This window comes from Candidatus Babeliales bacterium, assembly GCA_035455925.1.
Lineage (GTDB): Bacteria > Babelota > Babeliae > Babelales > Vermiphilaceae > SOIL31.
Genome location: DATIEE010000029.1, coordinates 61,528 through 74,008, shown reverse-complemented (window position 1 = coordinate 74,008; position 12,481 = coordinate 61,528). Strand labels below are relative to the sequence as shown.

At 31.5% G+C, this 12,481-nt stretch carries 12 protein-coding genes and 1 tRNA gene; 4 read left to right on the top strand and 9 right to left on the bottom strand.

Annotation, left to right across the window (positions count from 1 at the left end; genetic code table 11):
• Positions 1 to 89 precede the first annotated feature (89 nt).
• Together VLB80_04720 and VLB80_04715 are read right to left on the bottom strand one after the other, a co-directional pair.
• Positions 90 to 332, bottom strand: coding sequence for a hypothetical protein (locus VLB80_04720; protein ID HSC25488.1), 243 nt, complete (start codon positions 330 to 332; stop codon positions 90 to 92).
• 192 nt (positions 333 to 524) lie between these two features.
• Positions 525 to 599 (bottom strand) — tRNA-Phe (locus VLB80_04715).
• 144 nt (positions 600 to 743) lie between these two features.
• Between VLB80_04715 and pheS the strand changes: the two genes are divergently transcribed.
• Both pheS and VLB80_04705 read left to right on the top strand, forming a co-directional pair.
• On the top strand, positions 744 to 1,814 hold the full coding sequence (pheS, locus tag VLB80_04710) for a phenylalanine--tRNA ligase subunit alpha (GenBank protein ID HSC25487.1): 1,071 nt from the start codon (positions 744 to 746) through the stop codon (positions 1,812 to 1,814).
• Between the two features lie 15 nt (positions 1,815 to 1,829).
• Complete coding sequence (locus VLB80_04705) at positions 1,830 to 2,717, top strand: UTP--glucose-1-phosphate uridylyltransferase (protein HSC25486.1); 888 nt, start codon at positions 1,830 to 1,832, stop codon at positions 2,715 to 2,717.
• Here the strand turns inward: VLB80_04705 and VLB80_04700 are convergent.
• Both VLB80_04700 and VLB80_04695 read right to left on the bottom strand, forming a co-directional pair.
• Positions 2,679 to 4,232, bottom strand: coding sequence for a hypothetical protein (locus VLB80_04700; GenBank protein HSC25485.1), 1,554 nt, complete (start codon positions 4,230 to 4,232; stop codon positions 2,679 to 2,681). The genes VLB80_04705 and VLB80_04700 overlap by 39 nt on opposite strands.
• A gap of 222 nt (positions 4,233 to 4,454) precedes the next feature.
• A complete protein-coding gene (locus VLB80_04695; GenBank protein HSC25484.1) occupies positions 4,455 to 5,345 on the bottom strand; it encodes a phosphatase PAP2 family protein in 891 nt (296 codons plus the stop codon).
• Between the two features lie 236 nt (positions 5,346 to 5,581).
• On the opposite strand from VLB80_04695, the gene VLB80_04690 reads away from it, so the two are divergent.
• Positions 5,582 to 6,484: an L-lactate dehydrogenase gene (locus VLB80_04690; GenBank protein ID HSC25483.1), complete on the top strand. Its 903-nt coding sequence runs from the start codon at positions 5,582 to 5,584 to the stop codon at positions 6,482 to 6,484.
• A 194-nt stretch (positions 6,485 to 6,678) separates the two neighbouring features.
• Complete coding sequence (locus VLB80_04685; protein HSC25482.1) at positions 6,679 to 7,407, top strand: pseudouridine synthase; 729 nt, start codon at positions 6,679 to 6,681, stop codon at positions 7,405 to 7,407.
• 92 nt (positions 7,408 to 7,499) lie between these two features.
• On the opposite strand, the gene VLB80_04680 is transcribed toward VLB80_04685, so the two are convergent.
• From VLB80_04680 to VLB80_04660, 5 genes are all read right to left on the bottom strand, one after another.
• Complete coding sequence (locus VLB80_04680; protein ID HSC25481.1) at positions 7,500 to 8,009, bottom strand: hypothetical protein; 510 nt, start codon at positions 8,007 to 8,009, stop codon at positions 7,500 to 7,502.
• A 40-nt stretch (positions 8,010 to 8,049) separates the two neighbouring features.
• A complete protein-coding gene (locus VLB80_04675; GenBank protein HSC25480.1) occupies positions 8,050 to 9,021 on the bottom strand; it encodes a hypothetical protein in 972 nt (323 codons plus the stop codon).
• A 110-nt stretch (positions 9,022 to 9,131) separates the two neighbouring features.
• Positions 9,132 to 10,460 carry an ankyrin repeat domain-containing protein gene (locus tag VLB80_04670; protein ID HSC25479.1) on the bottom strand — a complete coding sequence of 443 codons (1,329 nt, stop codon included), beginning with the start codon at positions 10,458 to 10,460 and terminating at the stop codon, positions 9,132 to 9,134.
• Between the two features lie 74 nt (positions 10,461 to 10,534).
• Positions 10,535 to 11,746 carry an ankyrin repeat domain-containing protein gene (locus tag VLB80_04665; GenBank protein ID HSC25478.1) on the bottom strand — a complete coding sequence of 404 codons (1,212 nt, stop codon included), beginning with the start codon at positions 11,744 to 11,746 and terminating at the stop codon, positions 10,535 to 10,537.
• 140 nt (positions 11,747 to 11,886) lie between these two features.
• Positions 11,887 to 12,474: a hypothetical protein gene (locus tag VLB80_04660; GenBank protein ID HSC25477.1), complete on the bottom strand. Its 588-nt coding sequence runs from the start codon at positions 12,472 to 12,474 to the stop codon at positions 11,887 to 11,889.
• Positions 12,475 to 12,481 lie beyond the last annotated feature (7 nt).

Below are 12,481 nucleotides of genomic sequence, written 5' to 3'. Positions count from 1 at the left end.
ACCCCTCTTAACTATCATCAGCACATAATTTGTTATTTTTACTACTTTAGTACAAATATCAAGAAATAAAAATAGTTGTCACAATATCTTTATTTTTTCTGATTGTTTTCGGCTTTAGGTGAAATATATTTTTCTACTGGCTCTTTTGTTTCTAATGCTGATTGAGTTTTTACTCTAATGATTCTTGTATCATTTACAATAGGATATGAATTAGGGAACGGAACATGATCACCATAAATCCTTTTGCTACGGATAAGAGGTCTCTCTTTTTTACCCATTGTATGTAAAAATGGTATTGACATGAAGAGAATAACAAAAAAAAATTTTTTCATAGCATCTTCCTTTTTAATTAAAAATAGTTTTTACCAAAAATAATAATAATACAAGAATCTAACATTATGGAAAAAAAAATAGCAATAATAAGAAGGATTGTAAAAAAAATAACACTACTGTGTTTTATTTAATACGAATGAATATGACTAGAATTTTTTAAGATTTTATAAAAAAAACTTTTAATAAAATAATGGTGCCGGGAGTCGGAATTGAACCAACGACGCGAAGCTCTTCAGGCTTCCGCTCTACCACTGAGCTACCCCGGCAATAAGATAAAAAGATCAATATATACTGTATGTTACTAGTTTATATTATTTTGTCAATAAGAAAGCATATTTTTCCAAATGTTTTTTTTTACTTTTGCTCACATTGCCAATGTATACATTATTTGCTACCTTAAAGTGAGTATAATGATAATTACTATTAATGTCACCGGAATATGTATGAAAGATATTTCACAAAAAATTGAGACTATTAAACAAGAACTTATTGCTGCCCTTGCAGTTGCCATAGATGAAAATTTTTTAGAAGGAATTCGTATTACATTTTTAGGTCGTAAAGGCAAAATTGCCTCTCTTATGGAACAATTAAAACAGGTAGCTCTTGAAGAAAAAAAATCGGTGGGAATATTGCTTAATCAACTTAAGATAGAAACTCAAGAACGTCTTAATGCTCATGCACTAGAGCTTAAAAATAGACAATGTATACAAAAGGAATCAATTGAACAAGAATTTGATGTTTCTGCCTACAAATATAGTGAACTTAAAGGCACTTCTCATATTTACACGCAAATTATTACTGATTTAGAAGATATTTTTATATCTATGGGATATGATATTGCCGATGGGCCAGAGATTGAAAATGAATATTATAATTTTACATCACTCAATATTCCTGAAAATCATCCTGCTCGTGATGCACAAGATTCATTTTTCTTAGAAAAAGAGGGAATGTTATTGAGAACGCAATGTTCAAATATTCAAGCTCGCGTAATGAAAAACTCTCAACCTCCTATTGCAGTATTTTCACCAGGACGGGTATACAGAAAAGAAGCAACCGATCAAACTCATGACTTTCTCTTTACTCAAGCAGAGGTATTACTTGTCGATAAAAATATATCAATGAGTAATTTGTTAGCAACGGCACATACTTTTTTACGTAAAATATTTAATAATGAAAGATTAGAAATTCGTGTACGTCCTGGTTTTTTTCCTTTTGTTGAGCCCGGTCTTGAAATTGATGCTTCATGCCCTTTTTGTGCAACAGGATGTTCTGTTTGTAAACATACTCGTTGGATTGAATTGTTAGGGACAGGCATGGTTCACCCTAATGTATTAAAGGCTGGCGATATTGATCCGACAATATATTCTGGGTTTGCTTTTGGGATGGGCATTGAGCGTATTGCTATGATTAAATATGGCATCAATGACATTCGTTTGTTTCATTCCAGTAAAATAAAATTTCTTAATCAATTTTCGTAAATATATATAAGCCTTATGAAAATAAATAAAGCAGTTATTCCTGCAGCTGGTCTTGGGACACGTTTTTTACCTTATACAAAAGCTGTGCCAAAAGAAATGTTGCCGATAATTGAAAAGCCATCGATTCAATTAATTATTGAAGAAGGATTGCAATCAAATATTACGGATTTTACTATTATTGCTAATGAGGATAAACAAGCTATTAGGAATCATTTTTCTCACAATGAAGTTTTGCAAGATCAATTACTAAAAACGGGAAAATCAGCACTTCTCAATGAACTCAATGCTATTATTGATGCTTCACATTTTACTTTTGTACCACAGCCCCAACCTCTTGGCCTTGGACATGCGGTGTTAATGGCAAAAAATAAGATTGGAAATGAATATTTTGGTGTTTTATTGCCTGATGAAATTATGGTTGGTAATGATCCTGCTCTTGCACAACTTATTATCATTGCACAACAATACAATGCATCTGTTATTGGCATTCAAGAAGTTCCGCGTGAACAAGTTTCATCCTATGGTATAATTGCCATAAAAAATCAATTAGATAATAATGTTTTTGAAGTTGCAGACTTAGTAGAAAAACCTACAATCGATTGCGCACCATCGAATTATGCTCTCATTGGTCGGTATATTCTTTCACCTCGTATTTTTACATCACTAGAATCTATACAGCCAGGAGCGCAGAATGAAATTCAACTTACTGATGGGATTACTCATATGATGCATAATGGTGAACGTGTAATTGCTTATGTAATTAAAACTGCACGTTATGATGTAGGCAATCCTCTGGGATGGCTACAAGCAAATATTGACCTCGCACTTCAACATCCAACCTTAGGACCCATTATTAAACAACATCTATGTACAAATTCTATAAACAGCGACAGGCAAAGCTAGAATGAAAAGTAAAATCATACCTGGATTTAGTATACTTTTTTTTAACATATAATATGCATTGGCATAAAAGGGTTTATATTTTTTTATTAAGTTTTCATATCTCTCATCATTGTTTATATGTTCAAACAAACCCGTATCATCACATAACTTACGTTGATTTTCAAGTAAAAATTGTAATAATTTGTTATTATAAAAATAACAATCATAACCTCCACCCATCATAAAGGTTAATTTTTCCATAGGAATATCCTTAATATACGGTGATAAATTTTTTATACTATCAATAATTTTCGGCCATTCATCATAAGTATATCTACAAGCCTTCTCCAATATATTGTTCAGAGCAAATTTACACACTTCAGGTTTAACACGTTCTGCTAAAAAAGTAATAACCTTTACATTTTTAGACAAACATGCTTGCTCTAACAATGTCTTTTGATCACAGATAATATCTGGACTAAAACCTTTTTCAGTAACAAAAAAATTAACAATATCAATTCCATGTTTTGTATTATTACATGCACAAAATAAAAATATATAACTTTGATCATCAAAAATTATATTGCATTTGGCAATTAGATGTTGTATTACTCCTAATGAAGAACGCTTAAAAATACTATTCAAGTTTAAATTCTTACTATTGAATCCAGCAGATAACAATAAATTTATTCCTTCATACCATTCATTTTTACACACAATCATAAATGCCTCATCAGTAATAGTAGCTCCTTTATCTAATAAAAATTCTACAAGGACAATATTTTTATTTTTGCATGAATATTCAAGAGCTGAATATTGACCCATACGTCGAGAATCAATACCACGTTCTTTAATAGATAAAAAATTATATATCACATCACAGTCACCTAGCTGACATAATTGTTCAAGTAATGTGCCAGCTCCCATCCATGAATGATTACTGCCTATAATTTCAACAAATTGCTCATTCTTTGCTAATGCTGTCTTTACCATAGAAACATTTTTATCTGTAATAAATTTTAATAATTGGGGAAACATTTTTTCCTGTTTTTTCATTGTCAACAAAGATTCTTCTTTTTTTGTCAAAAGACATCCCGAATAAACTTTTTTAACATCCTTTAAAACTAATTCTTCTGATTTTATATCTCTTGTCTTACAAACTAGTTTTTTCATCTCTTCTGTATGATGCAACCACAACTTACCGATTAAATCGTCTGTTTCTAAAGTTGTATTCTTTGGGTCAGCATAATAAAATAATGATTGCTCCACGATATTAGGATTATGCTTAAGATTTAAATAAGAAAAAGATAAAACATTTTTTAATATTTTATTGAGTTTAATTCGTTTATTCCAACATTTAGCTGTTCGTTTAAGGCAACTTAATGATTGCAGATCACAATAATTATTTTCAATTGTTTTATGTAACTCATCGGGTAGTGACATAAAGTTATAAAGAATAATTTGCTTATCCATGCTAAATGTTATAATTGAATAAAAAATGATACTGCTAGCTGTGTAAAAAATGAGTTTATGCATAGAGAATTTTTTCCGTCTTGTAGTAAAGTGATAATTTTCTGATATGTGTGCAAAATAAAATTTCCTGTTTCTAGTGTAAATTTAAGTTTAGAAGAATATTTCAAAAAAACAAAACATATTATAAATAGAAAAGAGTAAAAACAATCAATCGTATATTGGATCTAATGAAAACATTATACGTACCATTCATGCTATCGTTGAATATCAAGCTATTATCATTAATTAAAATTTCATAGATAATTTTATTGCAGGATTATTGAATGTATCGGTTGCAAATCCAAGTTCAAGGTGAGTTTTTTTTGCCAATTTAGAATCAATAAGTTTGTTTGCAGATACTGCATACATTGCACCAAATGCAGCTCCGGCAACCATTTGAGAGAGATAGTGTCGATTGCTTGATAAAAATATAATAGTTACGAAAGCTGCTATACTGCCAAGAGGTACTGCAAAGTTTGGTCCATAGCGCATACCGTATAGCACAGCTGTATACGTTGCTTCTGCCAAATGTCCTGAGGGAAATCCTCCAAATTTACGTTGATCTTTTGCAAATTTTTCATGAAATGGCCTTTTACACAAATCAAAATCCAATTTTTTAATGAGATCTTTTGCTAATAATACAAAAGGCATACCAGTTAAAAAAACCTGCCCAGTCATTTGCATATCTTTATTGCGACTGAGAAAAGCTTGCGTACCCAGTAAAGCAATGGGAATACCAATGCTGAGGCGTGCAATTTCTTTGCACCATTGTGCAGGCTCATTTCTGTTCCTTTTATTTTTATGATCGAAAAAGCAGTTATGAAGTTTTTCATCAATGATTCGTGCACCAACAAAAAACGGAGCTGCAGTGACAAAAATTTTAAAGGAATCCCATGCGAAAATTCCCACATTAATTTTAATGGCATCGTTGATAAAATCACCAAATATATGCGTTATACGATGATTAGCAATCCATGAATCATTGTTGTGTAGAGTGCTTTGTGCTAATCGTTTTTTTTTCTCGCGTGTATAGTGGTTGCGACGCTCTACGTAATTGTATGAAGTTACATCTTTAGAATAATTTATAATAACGCTAATGAGTAAAAGAGCAGAGCATATTTTTTTTGCACGATTCATGATCACCTCAATTTCAATATTTCTGAGATTAAGCGCCCCTACAAAGTAAGATATAATTTTTACATTAAACAAAACAAGTGACCGTTAATACCTTATGGTCATCTTCTATCATTTCTATTATGCTACGAAAAATTAGTACTATAATGTGAGTGTGATTTAGAAATAGATCACTTTGGCAGAATAAGAGATTCTCGTCATACGTAATAAAAGTGAATAAACTACATGAGGAAAGAATAATGAAACATTCAAAAATAGCGATAATTGGTGCTGGCTTTGTCGGATCGACAACTGCTTATGCACTATTGCTGAAAAAAATAACTGCTGAAATTATCTTAGTAGACATTGATACCAATCGTTGTCATGGAGAAGTTCTTGATTTATCTGATGCATTGTCGTTTAATGGTACATCGTACATTCGCAGAGGAAACGCTCAAGATGCCGCGCAAGCAGATATTATTATTATAGCTGCTGGAAAACCTCAAAAACCTAGTCAAACACGCATGGAATTATTAACAGCAAATAAACCCATAATTGATTTAATTTTTAATGCAATTAAACCGATTAATTCTCAGGCTATTATTATTATTGTGACAAATCCCCTTGATATACTCACCTATTACGCACAAACAATTTCTGGATTGCCAAAAAATCAACTATTTGGAACGGGAACATTTCTTGATACGTTACGATTGCGCGGCATTATTTCTGAAAAAGCTCATGTTTCTAAAGAATCAATTAATGCATACGTTCTGGGAGAGCATGGAGATTCACAATTTGTTGCATGGTCATCAGCAACTATTTCTGGAATACCCATCAACATGTTTCCTGATATAGATACACAAAATTTTTCTTTTATTGAACAAAAGGTGAAAAATATCGCATATGAGATTATCTCCTGTAAAGGCGCAACTTATTTTGGCATTGCTACCTGTGTGGCAATAATGTGTGAAGCTATTGTTTTTAATCAGCAATTAGTTATGCCACTTTCTGTATATAGTGAAAAATATAAAGTATGCCTAAGTTTGCCTGCTGTTCTCGGGGAAAATGGTATAGAAAAAGTATTGCCACTACCACTAAATGATTCAGAGCAAGAACAGTTAGATAATTCAGCACACCAACTACGAATCCATTGCTCTTAATTATATTGTTTTTCTTGATTAACACGCTTTAACTAATACGTTTACTTACACCTGTGGTAAAAAATTTTAAGTACCAAGAAGGGATTTGGCTATTCTGTGGGTTTGACTGTTACGTGTAGAAAATATTCTAATATAAATTTAATTTTATCATAATAATATTATCTTATAATAATTAATGTGATATACTTAATTGTATGAATATACAAAAAAATCAAGTTGATTCCTTAAGTAAATATCTTGCTCAAGCAGGAGTTGCTTCTCGGCGTAAAGTAGTAGATATCATTAAATCAGGGGTGATTACTGTTAATGGTGCTACTATAAATAAGCCTGGATTTAAAATAAATGTTAACGATTGTGTAAAAATAAATAACAATATAGTTCGCTTAGAACCTAAAGTTTATATTTTACTTAATAAACCCAAAAATTGCATAACAACAGTTGCTGACGATTTGGGTCGTCATGGTGTTATTGATTTGATAGCTGATACAATAAAGCAACGAATTTATCCTGTTGGACGTCTTGACCGTAACACAACTGGATTGTTAGTGCTAACTAATGATGGAGAGCTTGCTCTTCAATTATCACATCCTCGATTTGAGGTTGAAAAAATATACCATCTTTTATTAGATAAAGCTTTTACCCGTAACGATATGAAAAAGATACTTAATGGTGTTGAGCTGGAAGATGGCTTTATTAAGGTTGATCAGGCATCTTTTTTTTCTGATAGACCAAAACAAAATGTTATTGTTGCGTTACATAGTGGCAAATATCGCATTGTTCGACGTCTTTTTGAGCATTTGGGATACGGAGTTGAAAAACTTGATCGTGCAGGATATGCAGGATTAGTTAAAGGGCACCTAAAGACCGGCGAATGGCGTTATTTGACACCTACTGAAGTTTCTTATCTTAAAAACAATAAATAAATCATAATTTTAGATTTGTTGCCACTTACATGTAAATTCAAAGAAAATTCCATGCTATAAAAACATGGAATTTGTTGAAAGTAGGCAAATCTTTATTTGTATTCATCTAATGCAGTTAGCAAACTTTGTTTATCGGTAAACATAGATATTAATTTTATGTAAGGTCCTTCATCATCCGTTTCATGCCAATATTGGGTATAGTTATCTAAATAATTATTTGCACCTATAACACAATAGCCAAACTGATCTAAATTTTCTATTGCTTTTGGCATATAAGGACGTTTTTGATCCTTTTGAGTAATTGTTGCAATCACTAGTCGCGCCAGCTGATCATTCGTTTGGGTGGTACGAAATTGTGAAGTAATAGTAAAGCATGGATAACTTCTATAACCGAGTCGCACTCCATCGGTAATTGGTGTTGGGTTGGGTGTTGTTTTGATTGCGTGCAAAGCAGACTTTTTACTGATACGACTAACTTCACGCAAAAAAATCTGTTTTTCTATATTACCTAATGGTAATGGTCTTTCAAAAAGCATGCCGGTGGCAGGATGGGACAATATGGATAAAATAAGTATCGTTAATAATGATAGTGTATGTTTCATAAAAAAACCTTTTTTTAAAATATATGAGATAAAATATTATCTATGTAATAGTGTGTACTGTGCAGCATTGTTCAAAATTGGTAACTTTATTTTGTAGTTTTGCGTAATTTAAGAGCATAAACAAACAGCAACGAGCTTTATTGAATATATCTGAGGGTGGATTGATTGATGATGGATTTTGAGTAAAATTTTGAAAGAGCGTTAATGCAAGATCAACCGGTGTTTTGTCATCTTTATTTTTTGCAGGAGACACATATTTTTTTTGTATGAATTCATATAATTCATCAGACTTATGATGTTGTACAAGAATATGAGTAAAGTTATTTCCATTTTCATCAGAGATATCTCTATAACTATCCGCTAATATAATATCCTTTTGATCATCTGTTTTACCTATTAGAAAGCGTTTAAAGGCATTATCATCTAATCTAAAATCAGACAGAGCTTGTAGATGTTTAAATTGTAATAATAAGGTGCTTTGTAAAAATTTTTTTTTATCAACAGAACTAAATTTATTGAGGTAAGCAGGTATTGTTAAGAGGTTAAATATTCTATATGCAGCACTGAGGCGGGCATTGTGTACGCTTGGTAATAACTGATTAATGCATAAATCAAGAGGATATTTGTAATTCAAATCAGACTTAATGGTATAGCATTCATTATTCAAAAGCCATGTCACTATGTCTTCATCTTTCTTTTGTACTGTAATATGCAAAAATTTTTTCCAATTTCCATCTCGTACACTATTATTTAGGAGCGGTCTGATGGTTGATATCTCATTTTTCATTCCCGTTATAAGATGACATGTTTTTTGCATGTTATCCATATCTGCTGGCGTGAAGTGTGTCGTTTTATATTCCTCTAAACGATTTATTAAATATTTTTCGCAGTCATTTTTTAAAGATTCTTCTATTGTAACATGATTGATTTCTTTCCAAGGCTCTACTTTTTCCATGCAGTGTAGCGTGAAATTGATCAATAATAAACAAGGCAATATGTGCACATTCTTCATATGAGGTTCCTTTTTTTGGTGAAGATGTAATAAAAAAATATTTTCACATATTTTAACAATCTGACGTAAAAAAACAAGAGCGATATAAGATTTTGTGAATCCAAAAAACTCTAGAATTTTTTTGGATTATCGCGCAGTTCCTTTTTTATATTTTCTTTATTTTCAATGAAATCGTCATAATATGTCTTGTCATTTTTATATTTTTTGGCAACGACTGTTTCACTATTGATCTGATTATAATCATGTGCTATGTGAGTTATTATTTCTTTAGGAAGTGATACATTGCTTAAACATGCGCTTAATACTGCGTAAGGTGTGTATGGTGAAGTGACGCGTAAAAAGCTATGCATAACGCGTTCTTGTATAGTAAGAGCTTTTTCTAGGTAAGGTAGTTTTGTTGTTCTGTACTCATTGTATAATGTTGTGAATGCGTCGCATGCAAGATCTACTGGTAGTTTACCATCTTTATTTTTTGACCATATATTTACTCCATGAGAAATAAGAAATTGTAAGTATTGATCGAATTTATCATCATTTATAGATTGACATGTTGCACATAAATGTAGTTGATTGTTTCCATATTTATCAATTGCATTAATGAGTTCTTTGGCAAAGCCAGGATTTTTTGTAATAAAATTATTAAATTCGTTATTTGAATTAACGCAAGAGAACATTATAAGGAGTGGCGTTGCCTGTATATTGTTTTTAATCGTCGTGCTCGCGCCTTTTACTATCAGTTGTTTGATAATATCAAACGATTCGTCTGATGGTTTAGGGCATGCTATTACTATCATTTCTTTGACAGTATAACTAGTATCAAATGATTCGTTTGAGGGTTTAGCGCATGCTATGTGTAATGCAGTAGACATTGTATAATTTTGAGTGTCGATATTTTTATTATTATAAGCAGTAATAAGTGATTCAATACAATTTTTATGTTCATTATAAATTGCTGAGTGAAGAGGGAGATTTCCATTCTTGCAACGCATATGTGCTGTTTGGGGGTTTTTATTAAGGATTATAGTAACACATCTTTCATGACCATATTGTGCCGCCATGTGTAAAGGAAGAAAGCCTTCATAGTTGAATATATGTGCGGTATTGGGATTTTTGTTGAGGATTATATCAACTATTATAGGTAAGTTTTTTTTACATGCTATGTGTAGTGGCGTATCTCCGGTAGAGTAATCACCTATAGAAGTTATATCTATAGCGTCGTGTTTGAGTAATTCTATACCAATATCTTCATGTTCTTTTGTACATGCAAGGCATAAAAGTGATTTTTCTGTTTCTTTATTAATAAAATTGACATCAGCTCCCATAAATATTGCCAGTTTCACTTGCGAGATTGTATTGTTTACTATTCCTAAAAAACACATTTTTGTTGCAAAGGATGCTTCGCCTTCCTTTAAACGTGGTATGTATGGTGTTTCTGTCAAATCGCATCGTCGTTGTTTTATTGGTCTATTGCGTAATGGTTCAGAATTCTTTTGCCTATTGAGGAGTTTGTTTTTTATTTCATCTTTTTTTCGATGGGCATATGATAGTATGTTGTATAATTATTGACATATTTTTCAGCAATTATGGCGTCAATATTCAATGTATAATAATTAAGGGCTATGAGAGCTAGTATGTTTTTTGTGAGGTTTTGTTGATGTGATATTGCTTTAAGTAGTACATATTTCGTGAATGGTGATGCAATAGATAAAAAACTATGCATGATATGTTCTTGGTGTTTAAGAACGTTTTCGAGATAAGGCAATTTTTTTGCTGTATATTTGTTGTATAATGTTTTAAATGCATCGTATGCAAGATCTACTGGTAATTTACCATCTTTATTTCTTGACCACAAGTTTACGTCACGAGTAATAAGAAACTTTAAGTATTTTGTACTTTTATTAAAGGATTCATTATTGATTAATTGTAACGTTGCACATAAATGTAATTGATTGTTGTGGTGTTCATCGACTGCATGTATGAGTTGATCAGCTATACTTTTATCATTATCAAGTAAATAATCTAATGTAGCAGAATTATACGAAAATAGTGAATATAAAGGCGTTGCTTGGAGATTGTTTTTAATAGTTGTGTTAGCGCCATATTCTATGAGCAGCTTGATAATGTTTGATCGTGTATCTGTTGGTATTTCTTCTGTGTACGTACATATTTCATGCAATGCGGTAGATCCATCATAGCTTTGATGGTTGATATGTGCATTATTGTACGCAAGTAATAATTTAAGACATTCTTTGTGACCATACTTTGCAGCAATTGCTAGCGGTAGTTGTCCGTTTTTATTGGGTATGCATATAGTTTCAGGATCTTTGTTGAGGATTACATCAACAATGGAAGGCAGATTGCGTGAGCATGCTAGATGGAGGGGTGTATTTCCTGTTTTGGGATTTGATATGTGTAAAATGACATTTTTTTTTTGTAATAATTTCTTAATAATTTCTTCGTTTTTAACGTGTTCGACTACAGTACATAATAAAGGAGTTTCATATGTGCCGACACGGTCATTGATATTTGCACCCATCTGTAAGCTTAATTGTATGAGATCTATTCTTCCCGTTACTATTCCTTGAAGTAGCATTAAATCTGCAAGTGCAAGATCATTAATTCCATGTGGATTCATGTCCATAGATTGGGATGGTCGGCAGGTGAATAATAAAAAATAAACAGCAAGTGAGATGATTGTAGTAAACCTTAAACTTAATTGTTTCATGAATATCCTTTTTATAATGTGAGCGTGATAACAATTAGTTTATTGTAATAATGGTGATAAGAAAACATGGGATGAAAAATTTATCATAATTACCTTACGTGTTTTAATAGTATGATGTGAAAGAACAAGAAAATAGTTTTTTAAAAAAGTGATTTTTCTGTTGTAAACATGAACCATGTAATTAATTGTATGATTTTGTATGGCAACTCAGTAGATATATTACCGTCTTGATGATTTTTTGCACAGAGTAAAAGTATTATTTTGTTCCACGAAATTCTTTCCCATCTTTCAATAAATGCAATATTTCTATCATCAGATGTTGGATTATAATTAAGAATTAATAATTTTCGTATGAATTCGTTTTGTTGAGAAAGAGGTTTTTTGTAGTGAGTAAGTGCTGCAATACTCAAAACAGAGTATTTTTTATTATTGAAAATTAATGAATATGTATCTGCTTCAGTAATAGACGTGAGTCGACTATAGTTTTGATCGTATGCGTACAGAAAGATATACTCTAATCGGGTGCGCTTGCGTGAATTGTAGTAAGGAGATGATAAAAGCAAGCGATTATAATCTTGTAATGAATTTTTAAGTTCATCGCGTTCTTTTTGTAACTGTTGAATAAAGTTTGGTTTGCATGGATTATGTTGAATAGATTTTTGTGGATTCATGCTTTTCAGCGATACAGTACAATATAGGAGTAGAACTAAGTAGCTTAATTGCTTCATAGATATT

Excerpts from the sequence above, each read along its gene's own strand:
- pheS (HSC25487.1), top strand. The coding sequence starts at position 744 with ATGATAATTACTATTAATGTCACCGGAATATGTATGAAAGATATTTCA.
- VLB80_04690 (HSC25483.1), top strand. The coding sequence starts at position 5,582 with ATGAAACATTCAAAAATAGCGATAATTGGTGCTGGCTTTGTCGGATCG.
- VLB80_04705 (HSC25486.1), top strand. The coding sequence starts at position 1,830 with ATGAAAATAAATAAAGCAGTTATTCCTGCAGCTGGTCTTGGGACACGT.
- VLB80_04680 (HSC25481.1), bottom strand. The coding sequence starts at position 8,009 with ATGAAACATACACTATCATTATTAACGATACTTATTTTATCCATATTG.
- VLB80_04685 (HSC25482.1), top strand. The coding sequence starts at position 6,679 with ATGAATATACAAAAAAATCAAGTTGATTCCTTAAGTAAATATCTTGCT.
- VLB80_04665 (HSC25478.1), bottom strand. The coding sequence starts at position 11,746 with ATGAAACAATTAAGTTTAAGGTTTACTACAATCATCTCACTTGCTGTT.
- VLB80_04660 (HSC25477.1), bottom strand. The coding sequence starts at position 12,474 with ATGAAGCAATTAAGCTACTTAGTTCTACTCCTATATTGTACTGTATCG.
- VLB80_04695 (HSC25484.1), bottom strand. The coding sequence starts at position 5,345 with ATGAATCGTGCAAAAAAAATATGCTCTGCTCTTTTACTCATTAGCGTT.
- VLB80_04720 (HSC25488.1), bottom strand. The coding sequence starts at position 332 with ATGAAAAAATTTTTTTTTGTTATTCTCTTCATGTCAATACCATTTTTA.
- VLB80_04675 (HSC25480.1), bottom strand. The coding sequence starts at position 9,021 with ATGAAGAATGTGCACATATTGCCTTGTTTATTATTGATCAATTTCACG.
- VLB80_04700 (HSC25485.1), bottom strand. The coding sequence starts at position 4,232 with ATGCATAAACTCATTTTTTACACAGCTAGCAGTATCATTTTTTATTCA.